General features: G+C 60.6%; 14 protein-coding genes. 5 read left to right on the top strand and 9 right to left on the bottom strand.

Features of this window, described 5'->3' with window-relative positions:
- Nucleotides 1–25: 25 nt before the first annotated feature.
- The 3 genes from HYZ49_10410 (at nucleotide 26) to HYZ49_10400 (ending at nucleotide 8,027) form a co-directional block, all read left to right on the top strand.
- Nucleotides 26–784: a glycosyltransferase family 2 protein gene (locus tag HYZ49_10410; protein ID MBI3242693.1), complete on the top strand. Its 759-nt coding sequence runs from the start codon at nucleotides 26–28 to the stop codon at nucleotides 782–784.
- Between the two features lie 10 nt (nucleotides 785–794).
- Complete coding sequence (locus tag HYZ49_10405; protein MBI3242692.1) at nucleotides 795–3,050, top strand: glycosyltransferase family 39 protein; 2,256 nt, start codon at nucleotides 795–797, stop codon at nucleotides 3,048–3,050.
- 147 nt (nucleotides 3,051–3,197) lie between these two features.
- Nucleotides 3,198–8,027 carry a protein kinase gene (locus tag HYZ49_10400; protein MBI3242691.1) on the top strand — a complete coding sequence of 1,610 codons (4,830 nt, stop codon included), beginning with the start codon at nucleotides 3,198–3,200 and terminating at the stop codon, nucleotides 8,025–8,027.
- 52 nt (nucleotides 8,028–8,079) lie between these two features.
- On the opposite strand, the gene HYZ49_10395 is transcribed toward HYZ49_10400, so the two are convergent.
- Nucleotides 8,080–9,603 (bottom strand): hypothetical protein, encoded by a 1,524-nt coding sequence (locus tag HYZ49_10395; GenBank protein ID MBI3242690.1) that lies wholly within the window; start codon nucleotides 9,601–9,603, stop codon nucleotides 8,080–8,082.
- Nucleotides 9,604–9,644: 41 nt separating this feature from the next.
- On the opposite strand from HYZ49_10395, the gene HYZ49_10390 reads away from it, so the two are divergent.
- Entirely contained in the window at nucleotides 9,645–10,790 is a 1,146-nt protein-coding gene (locus HYZ49_10390; protein ID MBI3242689.1) for a PQQ-dependent sugar dehydrogenase, read from the top strand.
- Nucleotides 10,791–10,816: 26 nt separating this feature from the next.
- On the top strand, nucleotides 10,817–11,401 hold the full coding sequence (locus tag HYZ49_10385) for a leucyl/phenylalanyl-tRNA--protein transferase (protein ID MBI3242688.1): 585 nt from the start codon (nucleotides 10,817–10,819) through the stop codon (nucleotides 11,399–11,401).
- A gap of 54 nt (nucleotides 11,402–11,455) precedes the next feature.
- Here HYZ49_10385 and HYZ49_10380 read toward each other — a convergent pair whose 3' ends face one another.
- From HYZ49_10380 to murC, 8 genes are all read right to left on the bottom strand, one after another.
- Nucleotides 11,456–15,127 carry a ribonucleoside reductase class II gene (locus tag HYZ49_10380; protein ID MBI3242687.1) on the bottom strand — a complete coding sequence of 1,224 codons (3,672 nt, stop codon included), beginning with the start codon at nucleotides 15,125–15,127 and terminating at the stop codon, nucleotides 11,456–11,458.
- Nucleotides 15,128–15,209: 82 nt separating this feature from the next.
- Nucleotides 15,210–15,656: a transcriptional repressor NrdR gene (nrdR, locus tag HYZ49_10375; GenBank protein ID MBI3242686.1), complete on the bottom strand. Its 447-nt coding sequence runs from the start codon at nucleotides 15,654–15,656 to the stop codon at nucleotides 15,210–15,212.
- Between the two features lie 284 nt (nucleotides 15,657–15,940).
- A complete protein-coding gene (gene ftsZ / locus HYZ49_10370; protein MBI3242685.1) occupies nucleotides 15,941–17,089 on the bottom strand; it encodes a cell division protein FtsZ in 1,149 nt (382 codons plus the stop codon).
- 102 nt (nucleotides 17,090–17,191) lie between these two features.
- Entirely contained in the window at nucleotides 17,192–18,433 is a 1,242-nt protein-coding gene (gene ftsA, locus HYZ49_10365; GenBank protein ID MBI3242684.1) for a cell division protein FtsA, read from the bottom strand.
- A 59-nt stretch (nucleotides 18,434–18,492) separates the two neighbouring features.
- Nucleotides 18,493–19,467 (bottom strand): FtsQ-type POTRA domain-containing protein, encoded by a 975-nt coding sequence (locus tag HYZ49_10360; protein MBI3242683.1) that lies wholly within the window; start codon nucleotides 19,465–19,467, stop codon nucleotides 18,493–18,495.
- 2 nt (nucleotides 19,468–19,469) lie between these two features.
- The gene (locus HYZ49_10355; protein ID MBI3242682.1) at nucleotides 19,470–20,588 is read right to left on the bottom strand and encodes a D-alanine--D-alanine ligase; all 1,119 of its coding nucleotides are present in this window, start codon (nucleotides 20,586–20,588) and stop codon (nucleotides 19,470–19,472) included.
- A gap of 3 nt (nucleotides 20,589–20,591) precedes the next feature.
- Complete coding sequence (murB, locus tag HYZ49_10350) at nucleotides 20,592–21,527, bottom strand: UDP-N-acetylmuramate dehydrogenase (protein MBI3242681.1); 936 nt, start codon at nucleotides 21,525–21,527, stop codon at nucleotides 20,592–20,594.
- Between the two features lie 20 nt (nucleotides 21,528–21,547).
- Complete coding sequence (gene murC / locus HYZ49_10345; protein ID MBI3242680.1) at nucleotides 21,548–22,873, bottom strand: UDP-N-acetylmuramate--L-alanine ligase; 1,326 nt, start codon at nucleotides 22,871–22,873, stop codon at nucleotides 21,548–21,550.
- Nucleotides 22,874–22,908 lie beyond the last annotated feature (35 nt).

Here is a 22,908-nt window from a genome sequence, read left to right as displayed (position 1 = left end):
TCTAATTCTCTAATCTCCAACCTCAATGCCCCATCCTTCTATCATCCTTGTCCTCCCCGCCTACAACGAGCAGGAAGCCCTCCCGCCCCTGCTCGCCGCCGTCGCCGAGACCCGCGCCACCCTCCTCCCCAACCTGAGCGTCATCGTCGTGAACGACGGAAGCAAGGACAATACTGCCCAGGTCGTCCGCGATTTTAACACTGGCTGGGTGAAGCTCGTGCCGCACCCGCGCAACATGGGCCTGGCCCAGGCCATGCGCACCGGCCTCGCCGCCGCGTTGGCCGCCGCCCCTGAAGATGGCCTCATCGCCAGCATGGACGCTGACAACTCACATCAGCCGCGCGAACTCAAACTCATGCTCGACAAACTGAACACCGGCCTTGACGTGGTGATCGCTTCCCGTTTTCAACCCGGCGCAAAAATGGAAGGCATCCCGCCGCACCGCCAACTGTTCAGTTGGGGCGTGAGCGTGCTATTTCAAACCTTCACCCCCATTCCCGGCGTGCGCGACTTCTCGTGCGGCTTCCGCCTTTACCGCGCCAGCGCCCTGCGGCGCACTGTGAATCGTTGGGGCGATCAACTGATCACCGAGCAAGGCTTCGCCTGCATGACCGAAATTTTGCTCAAGCTCTCGCTCCTGCCCGGCCTCAAGTTCGGCGAAACGCCCATGGACTTGCGCTACGACCGCAAACCCGGCGCAACCAAAATGAAAGTGTGGCAGAACATCAAAGACATGTGGCGGCTCATGTGGCGGCACCGATTGTCAGTGAACAGCCAACAGTGAGTAGTGAACAGTGAACGGCGCGCAATCTTCGATACACAATACGCACTACGGAATACGCACTGTTTACTGTTTACTGCTTACTATTTTCTTCGCCCTCGCCCTCGCCCAACTCACCACCACCTCGCCCACCTTCGACGAAGGCTACACCCTCCTGCGCGGCTACGCCGCCCTCCGCACCGGCCACCTCGTCCCCATCGGCCACCCGCCACTCGCCCACTGGCTCTCGGCCCTCGGCGTCATCCTCGAGCCGAACCTGCCCGACCCGCGCACCCTCGACGGCTGGGCCGGCGACCAGTACGACGACTCCAGCAGTGACTTGATGTGGAAGCGCGGCCTCAATGCCGGCCGCCTCACATTTCTCGGACGCTACCCGATTCTGCTCCTCGGTCTGATACTCGGAGCCGTGACTGCCCGCTGGGCCAAAGAATTGTTCGGCTGGGAAGCCGCCATGGCGGCATTGGCCTTGCACGCCCTCAGCCCCAACCTTCTCGCCAACGCCGCCCTCGCCACCACCGACCTCCCCGTAGCCGCCTTCTACGTCTTCACCCTCTACGCCTGGTATCGCTTCACCAAAAAGCCAAACACCCGCAACGCCATCCTCACCGGCATCTTCTTAGGTTGCGCCCTCACCAGCAAATTCTCCGCCCTCCTCCTCGGCCCCACCCTCGGTTTGCTTTTTCTACTCAACTTGTTCAACACTAGGGCACAAAAGCACAAAGGCACAAAGAATTATTTTCTTAGTGCCCTTGTGCCCTTGTGCCTTCGTGGTTTATTGATTCTTGTAACCGCCTTCCTCACCGCCTGGGCCACCTACGGCTTCGCCCTCAACCCCTACCCGCTCGCCCAATACCTCCGCGAGCTTACCGACCTGACCAACTTAGCCACCGGCGGCCACACCGCTTACCTCCTCGGCCAACTCTCACTCAAAGGCTGGTGGTATTACCATCTGGTTGTTTTCGCAGTCAAAACACCCCTGCCGCTCCTCATTCTGCTCTTCATGACCACCGCTCTTATTGTGTATTCCGTATTTCGTAAACAATACGCAATACGCAACACGCAATACGCGCTCGCCAACGTCTTTCTTCCGGCTTCACTCTACCTTCTTGCTACCATCACCATCTTCTCCCTCAACGTCGGCTACCGCTACCTCCTCCCGGCGCTTCCACTCCTCCACATCCTCGCCGCCTCCGTTACGCAACACGCAATACGCAATACGCGATACGCAATACTCCTCACTCTTCTCTTCATCGCCCACGCCGCCTCCACCCTCGCCATCGCCCCTCACTTCCTCGCCTACTTCAACGAATTCGTCGGCCCGGAGAACGGCTACCAAGTGTTGGCCGACTCCAACTTAGACTGGGGACAAGACTTGCCGGCGCTTGCCCGCGCCCTCGACGGCCGCCCCGTTTATCTTTCTTACTTTGGACAAGCCGATCCGGCTTATTACGGCATCAACGCGACTCGCCTGCCGGGGTGGCCGCCGCCCGATGATGTTGCCGACTTCTCCCCCGCCGACCCGGCCCCCGGCCTCTACGCCATCTCGGCCAGCAACTTCGTCGGCGCCCAACTCGATCAGCCCAACACCTTCGCCTACTTCCGCAACCTGACTCCGCTCGCCGTCATTAACTACTCCATCTTCGTCTATGAAGTTCCGGAGCGGGAACCTGTTACTTCTTTCGCTCAATGCGCCCCACCCATTTTGGCAACGACAACTCACCTGCTCAACCGCCAAGCCCGCCAACTCACCTTCGACTGCGCCAATAGCATCCTCCTACCCGCCCACCCCGGCCTCATCCTTTACCCCGAAGACCAAACACCAATCATTGACCTCGGCCAACCTGCTTACGAATGGAAACGCAGTGACGGCACAACCTACTATCGCCTCTACCGCTCCTCAATAACCACGCGGAGCGGCCAATTACTAATAACCAATAACCAATTACCAATAACCAACTCCAAATACCTCTCCCTCCTCAACTACGACCTCTCCCCTGAAGCCCTCACCCTCACCTGGCTCGTCACCGAACCCGCCCCGCCGCCCGTCTCCATCTTCGTCCACTTCAACTGGCCCGACGGCGCTTTAGCCGAAGCCTACGACGCCCTTGGCGTTCCTGCTGAATATTGGCAAGCTGGCGACATCATCGTCCAACGCCACCCCATCTCGCCCGACCTGCCGCCGGGTGAATACGGCATTCGAGTCGGTTTGTATTCCCTGGCCGACGGCAAACGCTACTCTGACATCCCCCTCACCTCCTACCAGAAATAGTTCACACCGGCACAAGCGATAGAAATAGCGATACAAAGGCGAAAATCTATTGCCTTGCCTCAAGCAATTGTGCTAGAGTGATTTTAGACATCGGAAAGTGGTCAATCTCTGATCTCCCGTCTCTAACCTGAATCGCCGGAGAAACACATGAGCAACGAAGAGTCCTTTAGCCGCTTTGTCCGCGAGCGCCGCCGCGCCCTTGACCTGACGCAAGAGGAATTGGCCCGGCGGGTGGGATGCGCCGCCATCACCATCCGCAAAATCGAGGCAGACGACCTGCGACCTTCCGTCCAGATCGCGGAAAGGTTGGCAATGGCGCTGGCGATCCCGCTGGACGACCGGGCCGAGTTTGTCCGCCGAGCCAGAACCGCCCACCCTGAACCCGCCGAAATCCCTACCCCGGCTCCGGCGCTTGAAGAGATTGGCCAGGAAGATTTAACCGGGCGGGCTATTCGCGGCTACGCGCTGGCTGATCGAATTGGCAGTGGCGGCATGGGGGCAGTCTATCGCGCCATTCAGCCCAACGTCGAGCGCGAAGTTGCAATCAAAATCATCCTCCCCGCTTACGCCAATCATCCCGACTTCATCCGCCGCTTCGAAGCCGAGGCCCAACTCGTCGCCCGCCTCGAACACCCGCACATCGTTCCCCTCTACGACTACTGGCGCGAGCCGGGCGTGGCCTATCTGGTGATGCGCCTTTTGCGTGGGGGCAACATACAGGCGCTCATACAGAACGGGCCGCTTCCGTTGGAGACCGCCTACCACCTGTTGGAACAAATTTGCTCGGCCCTGAACGCCGCTCATCGCATCGGCGTCATTCATCGCGACCTCAAACCGGCGAATGTGTTGCTGGACGAAGACAGCAACGTCTATCTTGCCGATTTCGGCATCGCTAAAAATCTCGGCAACCCTAATCTCGAAGCGCATACGCAGGTGGACGTAGTGATGGGGTCGCCTCAGTACATGTCGCCCGAACAGATCCGGTCGCTCTCGGTCAGACCGCAGACGGACATCTATTGCCTCGGCGTCATGCTCTATGAGATGCTGACCGGCTCATTGCCATTCACCGGGCCGACCCCGTTTGACCTGATCCAACAACACATTAATGCTCCCATGCCGCCGTTAGCCGCCCGCCGCGCAGGATTGCCGGCCGCGCTGGACGAGGTGATTGGCCGGGCCACGGCCAAAAATCCACAAGACCGCTACCAAGATGTGTCGAGCCTGCTTGACGATTTCCGTCGCGCCCTGGAAGGCAGTCCAACAGCGCGGCCCGTCTTCATTCCAGCGCCGGACGAAGAGGCTGAGACTGAACTCGTCAATCCCTACAAAGGCTTGCGCGCGTTCAATGAGGCTGATTCAGAAGATTTCTTCGGGCGCGAGAGTCTGATTCAACAACTGCTGGCGCGATTGGGCGAAGGTGGCGACCTGTCGCGCTTCCTGGCCGTCGTCGGGCCAAGTGGCAGTGGCAAGTCATCGGTTGTGAAGGCGGGGCTGCTCCCGATCCTCCGGCGTGGCGGCCTGCCCGGATCCGAAAATTGGTTCATCGTGGATTTCATGCCGGGGCCGCACCCCTTTGAGGAACTGGAAGCCGCTTTACTGCGGGTGGCCGTCAACCCGCCGCCGAGTCTGCTGGCGCAATTGCGGGACGGCAATCGTGGCCTTCTGCGCGCGGTCAACCGCATTCTGCCCGCCGACGAGTCGGTCGAACTTGTGTTAGTGCTCGATCAGTTTGAGGAAGTGTTCACGTTGATCACAGATGAAAAAGAAAGGGCTTTGCTATTGACCAATCTGGTAACAGCCGTTCTCGACGAGCGCAGTCGAATGCGTCTAGTGATCACCCTGCGCGCCGACTTCACCGACCGGCCATTGCGCTACGTGGACTTCGGCGAACTCGTCCAGCGGCGATCCGAATTCGTCATGGCCCTCACCCCCGATGAATTGGAGCGCGCTATCCTCGGCCCGGCCAAACGAGTCGGCTTGCGCTTGGAAGCCGGGTTAACCTCGGCTATGATCCGTGAAGTCGGCGATCAACCCGGCGCACTGCCGTTGTTGCAATACGCCCTCACCGAACTGTTCGAGAAACGCGAAGGCCGCGCCCTCACCAAGAAAGCCTACGCCGATCTCGGCGGCGTGACCGGGGCGTTGGGCAAACGCACCGAGGCCGTGTATGCGGGATTGAACGAAGCCGAACAATCTATCGCGCGCCAGTTATTCTTGCGTTTGGTCACAGTGGGCGAAGGGGTGGAAGACACGCGAAGGCGAGTGTTGAAGGCAGAATTGGAACAACTTCAAAGTTCAAATTTCAAGCTCCCAATCGGCAATGTCCTCGATTCCTTCGGCGCACATCGCCTCCTCTCCTTCGACCGCGACCCGATCACGCGTGGCCCCACCGTCGAAGTGGCGCATGAGGCGTTGTTGCGCGAGTGGCCGCGTCTGCGCGAGTGGCTGAACGAGTCGCGCGCCGACGTGCGTCTGCAACGCCAACTCGCCGCCGCCGCCACTGAATGGCAGGCCGCGAACCGCGACTCGAGTTTCCTGTTGACCGGCGCGAAGTTGGAGCAGTTCGAGGGCTGGGCGGCAAATACCTCGATTGCACTGACGCACGACGAGCGTGCATTTCTCGATGCCAGCATTGCAGAGCGTGGCCAGCGCGAAGCCGTAGAGGGCGAGCGACAACGGCGTGAACTGGAGGCCGCCCGAAAATTGGCCGAGACCGAGAGGCGAGCCGCTCAACGATTGCGGCAGAGGGCTGTGTTCCTGACCGTTGCCTTGATCGTCGCTGGCGTCTTGGCAGTCGCCGCCGTGGTGTTCGGTCAGCAGGCGACTCAAAACGCACAGCGTGCCGAACAGCAGGCCCGCCTCGCCTCCTCGCGCGAATGGGCCGCCGCCGCTGTCAGCAACGTAGGTGTGGACCCGGACCGAAGCATTTTGCTGGCCCTGCAAGCCGTGTCGGTGACCTACTCGGTGGATAAAACGTGGACAGGGGAAGCCGAAGAAGCGCTCCACCGGGCCGTCTCGGCGGCGCAACCCCACCTCGCCCTGCGCGGCCACAGCAGTGGGGTGAGCGACGTCGCCTTCAGCCCCGACGGGACACGCCTGGCGACGGCCAGTCTGGACGGGACGGCGAAAATATGGGATGCGACGACGGGCCAGGAGTTGTTCACCCTCCCCCAAGGAGGCCACGCAGGCGCGTCCGGCGGCCATGGCGATCACGGCGGCGAGGCGGCTGGCGCGCCCGGCGGCGAACTTTACAGCGTCGCCTTCAACCCCGCAGAGCGTGGGACGCGCCTGGCCACGGCCGGCCAGGATGGAACGGTGACCGTGTGGGACATTTCGACTGCGCCCGGCGAAGCGTTGCTCACCCTGGGCGAAGCGGCGCAGGCCCCGCCTATTTCGGCGATTGCCTTTAGCCCGGACGGGACCCGCCTGGCCGCCGCTAGCACCGATGGGACGGTGCGAGTTTGGGATCTGGCGACGGAGAGGGTCTTGCTCACCCTCTCCATCCAGCTCGCTCAACCGCCTGATTACACTATTGTTCCGCACGATGTCGCCTTCAGTCCCGATGGGACACGCCTGGCGACAGTTGGCCCTGACAACACGGCCAGGGTATGGGATGCCGTGACGGGGGAGGAATTGCTTACCCTGGCCGGTCACAATAGCGTGATCCTTGACCTCGCTTTCAGCCCGGATGGGCAACGCCTGGCCACGGCCAGTTTCGATGCGACGGCGAAAGTGTGGGATGCCGGGACGGGTGATGAGGTGTTGACTTTATCCGGCCATACCGCTCGACTCGAAGGCGTGGTCTTCAGCCCGGACGGGATGCGCCTGGCCACCGTCAGCGAAGATGGAACGGCGAAAGTTTGGGATGCCTCTGTGGGCCAGGAATTGTTCACCCTTGCCGGCCACGCTAGTGCAGTCAAGGCCGTCGCCTTCAGCCCGGATGGGGCACGCATTGCCACGGCTAGCACCGACGAAACCGCAAGGGTGTGGGAGGCCGCGCCCAGCCGGGAGTTGTTCACCCTGGTCGGCCACACCAATGAGGTCTATGGGGTGGCCTTCAATCCTGATGGGACGCGCCTGGCCACCTCCAGTGCGGATAGGACGGCGAAAGTGTGGGACGCGGCTTCCGGCCAGTTGTTGTTCACCCTGTACGCCGACTTGGTCGAGGGAATTGCCTTCAATCGGGATGGCACGCGCATCGCCACGGGCGGTTGGGATGGAACGGCGAAGATATGGGATGCAACTTCTGGCCAGTTGTTGCTCACCCTGAGCGGCCATAGTGCGGCCGTCGGTCAGGTCGAGTTCAGCCCGGACGGGACGCGCCTGGCTACCACCAGCGCGGATAAGACGGCCAGGCTGTGGGATGTAACGACGGGTCAGGAGTTGCTCACTTTATCCGGGCACGCGGGTGGGCTGCATTGCCTCGCCTTCAGCCCGGATGGGACGCGCCTGCTCACGGGCGGGGATGACGATGTGGCCATCGTCTGGGACCTCACCACCGGCCAGGAGCTGTTCAGGCTGCCCATCCAGACCAGTTTCCTCACCGACGCCGCCTACAGCCCGGATGGCACGCGTCTGCTCACGGCTGATACGGGCGAGACCGCAAAAGTGTGGGATGCTGCGACCGGCCAGCTGCTCATGGAGCTGTCCGGCCACGCCGGAGGAGTTTGGGGCGTGGCCTTCAACCCGGATGGGACGCGGCTGGCTACCACCAGCGCAGATAAGACCGCGAAAGTCTGGGACGCCGTGAGCGGGCAGGAGTTGCTCACCTTATACGGTCACGCCGGTACAGTTTATCTACCCGCCTTTAGCCCGGATGGGATGCGCCTGGTCACCACCAGTGCGGATAGGACGGCGCGCGTCTACGTGCTACCCATAGAAGACTTAATCGCGCTCGCTCAATCGCGCGTCACGCGGTCGCTCACGGCGGAGGAGTGCCAGCAGTATTTGCATGTAGAGGTGTGTCCGGCCCCGTGAACCACTGAATCACTGAGGTGCACTGAGTCACAGATCAGCGCACCTCAATTTTTCAGTGCTTCAGTGATTCAAGCTCTGCGGCCCGTCCCCTCCTCCGCCGCAACCGCCACGCCAACCACCCCACCGCCACCACCCCCCACCACAGCGGCACGTTCAACGCGTTGGGAAACACCGCCTGCCACAACGCGGCAATGTTTTCCGGGGCTGCCGCCCACGGCCTCAACGTCGCCAGATTCAAATCGTGCCCCCACGAAAAGGCGATGTGCAGGATTTGGTTGCGGATAGAAAGAAAGAGCAAGCCGTAAACGATTGCCCAACGTAGGGGCAATTCATGAATTGCCCCTACGAAACGCACAACCCCAAACCCCACCGCCACAAACCACAACCCCAAAAACGGCGTGATATATCGCCCATCATTGGTGAATGGGTTGAACGTGGTGCTGGTGCTGAAGAGCAACAGCATCGCCAGAAATACACCGATAATTAATACACATTCACGCCGCGAGAATTTCCACAATCCCCTCACGCCCACCAACCCCAGCAACGAAATTGGCGCCAGCCAGAACAATCCCTGATTGTCACTGCCGTAGAACAACATGGCTGGCAGGCCAACCCAAATTGGCGTGGCAAAGTCGGTGAGGAAGGAGAGGTTTTGCGGCCAGCGAGTGGTATCGGCGTTGAAGGTGGACAGTTTGAACGGCCCGCCGAAGTTGACGGCGTTGTACCACATGAGGAAGAGCGCGGGCAGGAGGCCGCCAAACAGGAAGAAAAAAAGCCTGACGATTTTCTCTTTTGCTTGGGAGCGGGGGAGAAGGGGGGAAGGGGAGAAGGTCTGCCAAAGCCAGTAAAGCCCGGCAAAGGCGACGAAGATGATGTTTGTGTATTCCATCAACACGCTCAGGCCGAGGAGGAGGCCGAGAAAGAAGTTTATCGAAATGTCTCTGTCAACGAATATCCATCGAATAAACGAATGAGGCCCGCTCGAAAGGATTATTCGTTTATTCGTTTCCTTATTCGTTGACATTCCTGTGCGCCGCAGTATCAACGCTGTCGCCGCCATCACCGCCAGTTCGCTGGTAGCGTGCGAATACAGCAGACTTCCATATTTCCACGTCATCGTGCCAAAGGCAAACGCCAGCGTTGTCAAGGCGCTCGACCAAAGCGGCAGAGCAAAATGCGCCCTCAACATCCAAAACAAAATAACGGCAGTGGCGCTGGCCGCAATTACCGGCACGAGCAAAGCGTAAACCAGGCGCGGGTTGCCGGGGTCGTGCTTAGAACGAAGTTCAACAAGCGGTGGCGGCAACACCTGAGAGAGGGCGTAAACGGGCGCGGCCAGAATCGCCGTCCCTGGCGGCCGGTCGCTGAATCGCAGGTCGCCTCTCAGCGCATAATCCTGATTCTCGGTGAATTCCAAATACTCTGAAATCTCAAAGCTTCGCTTGTCGGCCAGCGCCCGCACCAGCGCGTAGTGGCTGCCATCGTTCGACGAGGTGATTCCGGCTACGGTCGCAAAATACACCGACGAGATGACGGTGAACAACGTGGCGGCGACTCGCCAATCCGTTTTATTCATGCTGGCAATTGTACCCCGCAACGAATTGATATAATGTCCGCATGAAATCTCTAATCTCTAATCTCCTGATCTCCATTCTCTTCCTCACCGCCTGCTCCGGGGCAACCGCCACCCCAACCCAACCATCAGACCCCACTACCACCCTCTCTCTCACCACTGCCCCTGTCGAGGAAGTCGGCGAGGCCATTTACAAAGTTGAGACATTTGCCAATTTCGTCGCCTTCCCGGTAGCTATGGAGTTCGCACCCGATGGCCGCCTGTTCATCGCCGAGAAGAACGGCACAGTGCGCGTCATCACAGCCGACGGCAAAGTGTCCGACCCGATCTTAACTCTCACCAACATTGACGCCAGCGGCGAGCGCGGCCTGTTGGGTTTGGCCCTCGACCCGAACTTTGCCGAGAATGGCTACCTGTGGGTGTTCTACACGCGCGGCGACGCGCTCGTCAATCGCGTTTCGCGCTTCACCGTGAAAGACGACAAGGCGGCTGACGAGCAAGTGTCGTTTGAGTTCAAGATTGCATTTGAAACGTCCACCATCCTCAACGGCGGCGGCCTGCACTTCGGGCCGGATGGCATGTTGTACATCTCCGCCGGTTCGACCAACAACGTGTTCGCTTCCAACGAACCGGACTCGCCGCAGGGCAAACTGCATCGGGTTGACCCGACGACGTTCCCCGCCGCCCCTGCCCCCGGCAACCCTGAGCCGGACAGCACCATCTTCGCCCGCGGCCTGCGCAACATGTTCGACTTCACCTTCAACCCGGCCAACGGCTGGCTGTACGGAACCGAGAATGGCGGCGACTGCGACGACGAGATCAACCTGATCGCGCCGGGCGGCGACTACGGCTGGCACACTGACGGCCTCTGCGAAGACAACGCCCTGCCTGCCGACTATCCGTATCAAAAGCCCCTGCTCTACTTCACCCCCACCATCGGCCCGACCGGCATTATGTTTTACGACGGCGAGACCTTCCCGGAGTGGAAGGGCAACATGATCTTCTGCTCATGGCACGTGGGTAAAATGATCCGCCTTGAATTGGCCGAAGACGGCTATCACCTGCACAAGTCGGAGCGCATCGAGACCGGCTTTGACAAACAATGCCTGATCGATCTCGTGCAGGGGCCGGATGGAAATATCTACTACTCCGACATCACGACGATTTATCGGGTGGTGCGGGCCAGGTAAGGACGGGGCGACCCCGCCCTACACGAATGAACCTCTCGCCCACCCTGCTCGTTATCGCCTACAGCCAGGGCCTCTTTCCAATGTCCAACCGGGCGGGCGGCGTTGACTGGTTTGATCCTGATCCGCGCGCAATTTTGCCTCTCGATGACTCATTTCGTATCTCGCGTTCGCTGGCGCGGACGCTCAGACGCAACCCATTTGAGATCAAGGTGGATACCGCCTTTCGCGAAGTGATGTCCGCCTGCGCCCAACCCGCCCCGAGCCGCGAAGCGACCTGGATCAGCGATGAGTTCGTCGAAGCCTATTCACAACTGAATCGAGCCGGCCTGGCTCACAGTGTTGAGGCCTGGTTGGGTGGCGAACTGGTTGGCGGGTTGTACGGCGTGAGTTTGGGCGGGCTGTTTGCCGGCGAGAGCATGTTCAGCCGAGTGAGGGACGCCAGCAAGGTGGCGCTTGTTCATCTCACGTGGCGTTTGCGAGCCGGGGGCTTTGTCCTGCACGACACCCAGTTTGCCACGCCGCATCTGCAAACTTTTGGCGTGACCTTGATTCCGCGCGAAGAGTACAAGGCGCGGCTGGCGGAGGCGTTGAAGGTGAGAGCGACGTTTTAAAACAAAAAAGTGCGAGCCGTTTCCGGCCCGCACTTTGACTCTAACTCCCAACGCTCAACACTCGCTATGTCCGCAAGCGTAACACTTGCGGCAACCCTCTTCGTTTACCATCGCCGCCTCGCCGCACGAGGGGCACAGGTCGCCAATCTTCAGCGCCATTTGTCCGGGTGCGGGCGCTTCGGCATGCTCGCTATGTCCGTTGCCGTTTGAGTCAGGCATCGGCTCCAGTGACTCGGTTTCCAGACTGAGGTAATCGCTCAAGGCTCGGCCTACCGCGTCGGGCAGTGACAGCACGCGGTTGGGGCCAAAGCCCATCGCCCTGCTCCCGCCAATGCCGCCCAACTGACGAGAGATTTCGGCCAGCCGCTCGCGCGGCGGCACGGACGAGGCCAGCCGCAGGTTGTACGAAATCAAACGGCCAATCGCTTCCGAGACGGCGAAAATCTCGCTCCCGGCCTTGCCGGTGTTGATAAAGACCTCAAACGGTTCCTGGCCGCCGTTGCGGTTGATGGTCACATACGATTTGCCCATCGGCGACGTGATCTTGAACGTCTCGCCATGCAGGACTTGCGGACGCGGCTTCTTGCTCTCGTGGAAGATGGGCAGAGGTTGGGCGACCGGTGTGGCCGTCACTGTCGCCGGGGTTGCCGCCTCTTCCTTGGCCTTAGCCGTCGCATGCGTCTCCAGCACCACTTTTTGCCGCGAGCCGGTGACGTAAACGGTGAGGCCTTTGCAACCCGTCTCCCAGGCCAGCAAGTAAGCTTCGGCCACGTCGTCTTCGGTCGCGCCTTCGGGGAAGTTGCAGGTCTTGGAGATCGAGTTGTCAACGAAGCGTTGCAGGGCCGCTTGCATGCGCACGTGCTCTTCGGCGGTGATGTCTTGCGAGACGACGAAGGTATGCCGAATGCGATCAGGCACTTCGGGAATATTCTGGCACGAGCCGCTTGCCAGAACCTGCTCCACGATCTTCAAGCGAGTCGCGTCGTCAACCCCGGCTTCGATCAAAGCCTTCTCGAACATCGGGCTGGTGTAAGTGAGCTTCAGGTCACGCCCTTTGTCGTTAACATGTCGGATGTAAGCCAGGGCAAACGCCGGTTCACAGCCGTAAGATTCGCATCCAGCCACGGTGGCAATGGTTCCGGTCGGGGCAATCGTCGTCTGACAGGCGTTGCGCAGACCGTGCTTCTTGATCCCGGTCACAATGGCGTTCCAGTCAACAACGGGGCGGCCATAATTGTGTTGATACGGGGCGAGCGGTAAAGGCGGCGACCACTTGAGGTTCTTCGGATCATAGAGACTGCCTTCAATCGCCTCAAACGGGCCGCGCGCCTCGGCCAGTTCGACGCTGGTGAGCATGCAGTGATAACGGACGAACTCCATCACCTGGGCCGCAAACTCCTGCGCCTCCTCGGAGCCGTAGCGGATGCCGCAGTGATACATCAGGTCGCCCAGGCCCATGATGCCCAGGCCGATGCGGCGCGCTTTGTAAGCCGCCACTTTTAGTTGCGGCACGGCGGGCACGTAGGCGTTGGCCGACACCACGTCGTCGAGGAAGCGGGTAGACAGCACCGTGCTCTGGCGCAGTTTCTCCCAGTCCACAGTTCCGTCGGGGCCGAAGTGCTGGGCGAGGTTGATCGAGCCGAGACAGCAGTTTTCGAAGGGACCTAAAAACTGCTCACCACAATTATGAACGACCAGGCCGTTCGCTATGAATGAATGCGTGTCGGGTTGTTGCAGATCGTAAACGGTTTCCCGGCCATCCGGCTCAACGGCTTTCACCGTCGCCAAAAACGTTTCCCTGTATGGCCCGCGCATCATGCGGCTCAAGTAATCGGCCAGTTTGCCCTGTTTCGCTTCGGTCAGGAAACCCAGCTCATCGGCAAAGCGGATCAAGTTGGTCTTGCTGATTGCCAGATCATGTTGCGGCTGATGGAAGTATTCTTTTGTGCCGCCGCGTCCGTCAGGCATGGGGCGGTAGCCGCCGGGCCGCCGATTTTCGTAAATGTGGCTGGCAATACCAAAGTTCAATAGCAGTCGCTGAACATCTTTCAGCAAAGGCAGATGACTGGAACTCAACCGCACCGAACACCCCTTCTCGCCGCCGTCGTTCACCTGTCCATCGGCAGTGAATAGAGCCTGTAAGAAGCCGCGTTGCATTTCTTCACTACCGGCCAACACGCCTGCCGGAACGATCAATTTATCTTCCAATAGACCATATTCAGCCGCCCATGCCTGCAAGCGTTCGGATGAAACGCGAGCCTCGGCGCGTCCCTTCACTTCGATGACGCCCACAGGATAAGCGCGAGCGCGCAGGCCGCGATCTTCTACAAGCGAGTTGACCGCCTCTGCAAACATCGGCGCCAGTTCGCGTTTCTCGTCGCCGAAGAAGGACAGCACAGCGCGAATGGCGTTGACAGTGCCATCGCCGACCAGCCAGCCCAACACCCGCCCGGTTTCCAGAGAACCTTCGTTGCCGAAGCCGCCGCGACGATTAAGGATGTGAACACGGTCGCCGGGTTGGAGTTCAGAGGCGGCTTCCCAGCCGCGCGATGTCATCACCTGATGCTCGGCGGTAAGGCGCAGTTCGTATCCCTCACGCGTGATCAGGCGATACACGTCTTTGACGCCTGTTGGAAACACAGGTGAAGCCGCCAACAACGTCTCCCTCCCAAAACGGCCATCGGCGACGACGCGAACGGGTTTCCCCGCCACCGCCAGTTCGTCGGCGCGTCTCAAGCCGCCGTCGGTGTAGATCAACGTCTCGCCAGTGACGCACGGATTCGTTGCCTCCAACTCGTACAAATGCGGCACAGGATTTTCGCGGTTGGCGGCATCCAAAAACAGCACGCCGGGTTCGCCGTTGTGGTGCGCGTGCTCAAGGATTTTCGCAAACAAATCGCGGGCGCGCATGCGCCTGTAAGTTTTGATCGGGACGCCGGCTTTCTCGGCCTGAGGCAACGTACCCTGAAAGCCGTGATATTCGGGCGAGTGAACGTCCGGGAAACGCAGTTCCCAGTCGGCGTCGCGCTTTACCGCCTCCATAAAAGCGTCGGTAATGCCGACCGAGATGTTGAAGTTGGTGATGGCGTTCTCGTCAATCTTGCAAGTGATGAACTCTTCGATATCGGGGTGATCGACCCGCAACACACTCATATTGGCGCCCCTTCTTGTGCCACCTTGAGCGATCTCCGCAAAGGCATTGTCGTACACGCGCAGAAAACCCACCGGCCCGGTAGCCTCGCCCGCCGAGGACTTGACCAGCGATTTCTTCGGGCGCAGGCGAGAGAAGGAGAAGCCGTTGCCGCCGCCAGTCTGCTGAATCAGCGCCGCGTCGCGCAAGGTCTGGAAGATGCCGGACTCGGAGCGGCCCATGTCGTCTTCGATTTTGAGCACAAAGCAGGCGGCCAGTTGGCCCAGCGGCGTGCCCGCGCCAGTAAACGTGGGCGAGTTAGGAAAGAAGCGCAGTGAGGTCAGCAGATCGTAAAACTCATTCTCAACATCCGTCTCCGAGCCGCCCGACTCGCGCTCGGCCAAAGCAATGTTGTGCGCCACTCGCCAGAACATCCCTTCAATCGTTTCGGCAGGTTTGCCGTCCGGGCCGCGCCGGAGATAACGCTTCTCCAGCACCACCCGCGCATTGTCGGCCAGCTTCACTTCCCCCAATGGCGGCTTGCCATTGCCATTGCCGTTGTTATTCCCCTTTTGTTTCGCTTTCTGTTGTTGCATGATTTCCCCTCCAGCAAGAGTTTTTAGGCCACACAAACAAAACGGCCCAATCGTTCCTCACCCACGAACGAATCAGGCCGAGTTATTCAAGCAAGCGGTTGATTTCGTCGCGCACCGAGCGCAAATCATCCAGCTTCAAATATACAATCGCGTAACGAATGTAAGCAATGTGATCCAGTTCCTTGAGGGCGCTGATCACCATGTCGCCCACCACCCGGCTCGACACTTCCGGCTTGCCCATCGTCTGCAATGTGGCTTCAATCTCGCCCACCAGCCGGTCAATGTCGGCGGTGGCCACCGGGCGCTTGGCGCAAGCCACGCGAATGCCCCGGATCAACTTCTCGCGGTCGAACTCCTCGCGCGAGCCGTCGCCCTTCACCAGCAGGGGCGTTGCCAGAATGGCGCGCTCGTAAGTGGTGAAGCGTTGGCCGCAAGCCTGGCACTCGCGGCGGCGGCGCACACCACCCCGCGCATCGTGGGTGGTGTCAATAACTTTGGAGTCAGCGTTGGAACAGTAGGGACAGCGCATATGAGCTAAGAACGGACGTTTTACACCATATATAGGGCGTTGCGAAAATTTCAGCCAATATATGGCGCTTGAGAGAGCAGGATTATAGCATGGGTAAAATTTTTTTAGCAATACCCTTGAGTACCGTTTCGCTTAAAACTCCGAAGGGCTTTAAGAGAGGCGCTCTGCCCTGAGAATACAAGGCCGAAACCGTTCACTTAAAAATCAAAGGCAGTCCAAACATCGCGGACTGCCTGGCCGGAGCACCGGTCGGTGGAGCAACCAACCGTCGAGAGGGTGTGGGGTTATTTTCGCCGCAGGAAGGCCGGGATGTCCAAGTCTTCGGTATTATACACACGCGGCGTGAACTCGGCTTCGTTCTTTTCAGTTGCGCCTGTGGCCGGAGCCGCCGGTTGTTGTGGCTGGCCGTGTTGCGAAGACTTGGCCGCAGGTGCGTGCGTCCCAGACGCGCCGCGTGGTTGCGACACCCGGCGCGGCATGCCCTGGCGCTCGAAACCGGTGGCAATCACCGTAATTCGCATCTCGTCGCCCAGGTTCGGATCGATCACCGCGCCGAAGATCAGGTTCACATCCGGGTGGGCTGTCTCTTTGATAATGGCCGCCGCCTGGTTGACCTCAAATAGACTCATGTTCGGGCCGCCGGTGATGTTGAACAGGATGCCACGCGCGCCGTCAATCGTAATATCAAGCAAGCTCGACGAGATCGCCGCTTCAGCCGCCATGCGCGCCCGATCCTCGCCGCCGGCCCGGCCCACGGCCATCAGCGCCGCGCCGCCTTCAGCCATGATCGCTCGCACGTCGGCAAAGTCCAAATTAATCAAACCGGGCACGGTGATCAATTCTGAAATGCCCTGAATGCCCTGCCGCAGAACATCGTCGGCGGTTCGCAACGCATCGTTCAACGACGCCCGCTTGTCCACGATCTGCAGAAGGCGGTCGTTCGGGATGACGATCAACGTATCCACCTGCTCTTTGAGCTTGGTGATACCGGCCTCGGCGGTGCCGGTGCGCTTGGCGCCCTCAAACGTGAAGGGCCGGGTGACAACGCCGATAGTCAACGCGCCGAGTTCGCGGGCAATCTGGGCTACCACCGGGGCGGCCCCGGTGCCGGTTCCCCCGCCCATGCCGGCGGTGATGAAGACCATGTCCGAGCCGCGCAAAACTTCGTACAATTCTTCCTGCGACTCTTCGGCGGCCTTCGCGCCCTTCTCCGGGTTGCCGCCCGCGCCCAAGCCGCGCGTCAGCTTGTCGCCGATGCGCACCCGGCGCGGCGCGTTGGCCAGCAACAGCGCCTGGGCGTCGGTGTTGACGGCAATAAACTCAATGCCCGTCAGCCCTTCTTCGATCATGCGGTTGACGGCGTTCGAGCCGCCGCCGCCGACGCCGATAACCTTTATTCGGGCAAAAGACTCAAGTTGTGGGTTGACCTGCATAGAATCCCTCCTCTGATCGGTTGGCACGGGCGCTCCGTTCCCATGCGGTGTTCTGGATGACATTGGCTGAGAGTAACTGTTCAACATTCGATGCTCCTTGTTTTACGGCAATAACCGGCGAAACCAGTCCGACATTTTATTCATGCCGTCGTCCATCGTTTTTTTGTTTTTGCGGCTCTTGGCCGGCGAGCGGGCGGCGGCCACCGTTTCGCGAGCCGCCCATTTAAGCAAGCCGACACTGGTGGCAAACTGCGGGCCTTTGATCGAGTCCACCAGCCCGCGCAAATCTTCCGGCGCGGCCACGCGCGCCGGCAAGTTCAACACGTTGCTGGCCGCCAACCGCAGATTCTTCAACTGGGCCGTGCCGCCCGTCAGGATGATGCCTGCCGGGAGCAGGCCATCGTAGCCTGAGCGTTTGACTTCTTGCAGAACCAGGCTGAAGACTTCCTCGATGCGGGCCTCAATGATCATCGCCAGATCGGCCTTGCCCACCTGCACCGGCTTTTCTTCGCCGAACGGCTTCACCGAAAAAGTGTCGGCGGCGTCCACGTCTTTGGCGCGGGCCGAGCCGTGATCGATCTTGATCTTCTCGGCCACGTCGGCAGGCAGGCGCAGGCCGTGAGCAATATCACTCGTGAGATGACTGCCGCCCACCGACAGCACCATCGTGTGCCAGACGTTGCCTTCAATGTAAATCGCCAGATCGGTCGTGCCGCCGCCGATGTCGCAGACGATACAACCCATCTCGCGCTCGGTGTCGGTCAGCGCAACCTCGGCAGAGGCCAGCGGGTTGAGCACGTAGGACTCGACCTGCACCCCCGCGCTTTCCACGCACTTGGTGAGATTCTGGACGGAGGTGGAAGCCGCCGTGACGATGTGGGCCTCCACTTCCAGACGAAAGCCGTGCATGCCGAGCGGCGAGCGGATGCCCTCCTGCCCGTCCACGATGAAGCCGCGCGGGATGACGTGCAACACTTCGCGGTTGTGCGGAATGGCAATGGCCTGGGCCGCATCAAGGGCGCGATCAATGTCCTCCTGATCGATCCCGCGCTGGCTGGACACGCCCACCACACCCCGGCTGTTGACCGAAGCGATGTGCGACCCGGCCAGACTCACCAGCGCCTGCCCGATCTCCAGGCCCGACGAGCGTTCGGCCTTGGCCACCGACTCGCGAATGGCCGCCCCGGCCTCGTCCACGTTGACGACCACGCCCTTCCGCATCCCGCGAGACGGCTCAAGGCCGACGCCGAGAATCTCGAAGTCGGTCTCGTTGATCATCTCCGCGACCAGAGTGCAAATTTTGGTGGTGCCAACGTCAATGGCAGTTAGTAAGGGTGCTTCCATTAACTACAATCTCTAATTCTCCAATTCTCTAATTCTCAAATGAGAATTGGAGAATTATTTTATTTTCTATAGTATGGCGCATCTTTGTCCACAACGCTAATCGTCGCCGGGTGAATGTCGCGCGCCAGCAAGTCGCTAATCAAGGTTTCGTAAACGGCCAGCTTCACTTCCATGTCGGCGCCGGCGCCAAAGTAGCCGCGCCAGTTCCGGCCATCCTGATACGACAAGCCGTTAGCCGAGTCATAGTGTAGCAGTTCTATGTTTGAGCGCAACTGCTTCAACTGCAACGCGCCTTCGACCACCGAGACAGGGATGCGCGACCCTTCGGCCAGCGGCACGGTGGCGTCGTCAACGGCAATGGGGAGCAGGCCCGAAAGTTCATCCCGGGCCGGGAAGACCACGCCTTCTTTGTCCACCCACATCGTCTGCCCGCCCTGCGACCAGGCCAGCACCGGCTCGTTCTCGACCACTTCAATGGTAACGCTGTTCGGCCAGGCCACTTCCACCACCGCTGATTTAATTCCCGGCACGGCTTCCACACCGGCCTTGATCTGAGCCGGATCGATCCACAGGATGTTGATGTTGTTCACGCCCGAGGCGCTGTAAATGTCCTCGCCGGGCACGTAATGCGAACCGGCCAGGCTGATCGCCGTCACAAAATAATCCGACGACGACAGAAGGTGTAGTAACAGCGAACTCAACAACATCACGATCGCCAAACTTGCCGCCCGCCAACTCACTTGAATTTGCGGCAGGGCCATGCTCGCGCCGGTCGAGCGCACCCGGCCCGTCCGGGCCGCCGCCGCGTTCCAGTTTGAGGTGCGACGGGTGGGCCGGGTGGCGGTGGTGTTGCGCTTGGGTGTCCGAATCCGGGTGGCGGTGGCGTCCTCCACTGCCGAACGAATCTGGCTCATAGTGCGAGACGGCGTCCACGTCCGCTGAGGCGTCTCGCGTGAACGGCGGCGGGCGCGGGCGGCGTCAGCCCGCGTCACGGTGTCCGAGTCCGGGCGGTCACTGGTTGGGCGTCGTGGCATCGTCATCCCTTCACCTCAAAAGTCCGTTCGGTTCGATCCTTGTCGGCCTGTCGCTCCAAAGCCAATTCAATCAACCGATCTATCAACGCGCTGTAACTAAGTCCACTGGCCTCCCACAGCTTTGGGTACATGCTGATCTGGGTGAAGCCGGGGATGGTATTGATTTCGTTCACGTATAACTCGCCGCTCTCGTGGTCGAGCAAAAAATCCACTCGGGCCATGCCGGCGGCGTCAATCGCCTTGAACGTGGCGACGGCGATCTCCTGCGCCCGCTTCGTCGTCGCTTCGTCGAGCGGGGCCGGAATGATCAACTCCGAGTCGCTGTCAAGGTACTTGGCCGCGTAATCGTAAAACTCGCGGTCGGGTATCACTTCGCCGGGCAGGGAGGCAATCGGCTCGTCGTTGCCCAGCACGCTCACTTCGATCTCGCGGGCGTTGATGCCTTCTTCGACCAGCACTCGCCGGTCCCAGCGCGCCGACTCGCGCAAAGCGTACGGCAGTTCGCTCCGGTTGTGCGCTTTCACCACGCCCACCGATGATCCCAGGTTGGCCGGCTTGGTGAAAATCGGGTAGCCAAACTGGGCCTCGGCTCGCGCAACCACGTTGTCAACGTTCCCTTCGATCTCGCTCCGCAAGGCCAACACGAATTTTGGCGTTGGAATATGGGCCGCCGCCATCACCGCTTTGAACAGGGCTTTGTCCATGCCCACCGCCGACCCGGCCACGCCTGCGCCCACGTAGGGCAGGTTCGCCAGTTCGAGCAGACCCTGCACCGTGCCGTCTTCGCCGAACGTGCCGTGCAGAAGCGGAAAGACCACGTCGAGTTCGGCGATGGACGACAGGGCAACCGCCTTGCCGCCCGACTCGCTGACTTGTAAAAGCGCCCGGCTCTGGGGTTCACCCAAAAGCGTTGCGTGGGGCGCGTCGGCGGCCCCGGCCTCCAACGCCTTCATCGGGTCGTCGCCCGCGATCCATTTGCCGCTCCGGGTGATGCCGATCAAGGTCACGTCGTATTTGTCTTTGTTAATCGCCTTCATCACCGACCGGGCCGACATGAGTGACACTTCATGCTCGCCGCTCCGCCCGCCGAAGATCAGGCCGACTCGTATTTTGCGTGCCACTTGTCAGCACTTCCCTCCCCAGTCTCCCACCAGCTCAATTTCCAACTCCAGTTCAACACCGAACATTTCACGCACCTTGCTTTGAGCCAGAGCGATCAGGGTATAAACGTCACGCGCTTTAGCCCCGCCCCGGTTGACGAAGAAGTTGGAATGAACGGCCGAGATTTCGGCCCGGCCAACCAGCATTCCTTTGAGGCCGGTTGCTTCGATGAGCCGCCCGGCAAAGTCGTTCGGCGGGTTCTTGAACATGGAGCCAATGCTGGCCCCCGGCGGCTGGGTGCGCTTGCGATGCGCCTGGAACTTGTCGAGTTTGACTTGCAGGTCGTTCGGGTTGCTGCGCTCCAGTTCAAACTCGGCGGCCAGCACCACGCTCCCGCGCTGGCCGTTCTTGAGAACAGATTTGCGGTAGGCCAGCTTCAACTCGGCGGCCGACCAATCGCGTATCTCACCATTGCCCTGCAAGATCGTTGCCAGTCGCAGAGTGGCAGCCACGTCCGAGCCGTGCGCCCCGGCGTTGCCGGCCACCGCCCCACCCACCGTGCCGGGCACGGTGGCGGCCCACTCCAGCCCGGCTGCCCCGCGCAAAATACATTGCCGGGCCAGAGTCGGCAAGCCCATGCCCGACTCGACGCGCACGATAAACCTGTCACCCTTTTCGTGAAAAGTCATCGCCCGCGCCCGGTTCTGGATCACCAGCCCACGGAAGCCACGATCGGAGACGAGAATGTTTGACCCGGCGCCCAGCACGAAGTATTTGAGGCCGTGCCGTTTGGCTTCCATCACGGCATCGGCCAGTTCATTGGCCGATTCCACCGTCACAAAAAAGTCGGCCGGCCCGCCAATTCGGGCCGAGGTGTGACGGTTGAGCGGCTCGCCTTCGCGCAGACGATCCCCAAACGCTAACCGCAGGGCGGTTGCCGTTGTGGGTCGCGCCGACATGACCATGACTGTCACCTTTGCTATCCCTTCATGCTTGTCAGCACTTTTTCGCCGACGGTGTTGCCGTCGCCGGCGCCGAGCGTGATCAGCACATCGCCCGGTTTCATTTCCGCCAACAGAGTCGCGGTGGCCTCGTCGAGCGAAGGCAAATACCGCGCGTCGGCGTGGCGCATTTGCGCCACAATGTCTTTGGCGCTCACGGAGCTGTCGAAAGCTTCGCGTGAGCGGAAAATGTCCGTCACCAGCACATGGTCGGCATCGCCGAAGCTGGCGGCGAAGTCGGCCAGGAGCGCTCGCGTGCGGCTGAAGGTGTGCGGCTGGAACATGGCCCAGATTTGGCGGCCAGCATATCGTCGCCGGGCCGCCGCCAGCGTCGCTCGAATCTCGGTCGGGTGGTGGGCGTAATCGTCAATCACGGTAATGCCGCCAATTTCGCCCTTCACTTCAAACCTGCGCCCCACCCCCTGAAACTCGGCCAGCGCGTTGCGCGCGGTGTTGAAATCCACGCCGAGGGCGTCCACGGCGGCCAGGGCGGCCAGGGTGTTGCTCACGTTCTGCAGGCCGGGGAGCCGGGTGCGGGCCAGCCCGACAGTGTTCCCGTCCCGCGTCACCACAAAATCACTGCCACCCGCGCCGTTGGCCTGAATGTTTTCCGCTTTCCAACTCACCCCATTCTTCAACCCGTACCAGATCACACGTTTGCCATTTTTCGCGGCTACTTCGCCCAACTGCTTTGCGCCTGCGTCGTCACGGCAGGCAATGAGCCAGCCATCGCCGAGAATGAGTGAAACGAACTGCTCAAAGGCTTTCGTGTAACCGGCCAGCGTCGGGTAGTAGTCGGGGTGATCGTGTTCGACGTTTGTTACCACCGCCACTTTCGGATGCAGGCCCAGGAACATGCCGTCGTATTCGTCGGCTTCGACCACGAATGGATCGCCGTTGCCGTGTTTGGCGTTTGTTCCCAGATCGGCCAGCACGCCGCCAACGATGAATGAGGGATCGCGCCCGGCTCTTAGCAGAATGTAACTGATCAAGGCCGTGGTCGTCGTCTTGCCATGCGTGCCGGCCACTGCTACCCCAACCCGATCCTGCATCAGGCCGCCGATGAAGTCGGCCCGTTTGAGAACCGGGGTGCCATTGGCGTTGGCGGCGACCACTTCCGGGTTGTCGGGCTGAACCGCCGACGAGACGACCACCTGATCGGCGCCGGCCACGTTCTCGGCCTTGTGTCCGATTGAAATAGTTGCGCCGAGCGCGGCCAGCCTGGTCGTCGTCTCCGAGGCCAGCGCGTCCGAGCCGGAAACGGCACAACCGCTCTCCAACAAGAGCGTCGCGATTGCCGACATGCCCGAACCACCGATTCCAACCAAGTGCACTCGCC

It is taken from the genome of Chloroflexota bacterium, assembly GCA_016197225.1.
Lineage (GTDB): Bacteria > Chloroflexota > Anaerolineae > Anaerolineales > VGOW01 > VGOW01.
This window is presented reverse-complemented; position numbering and strand designations above follow the sequence as displayed.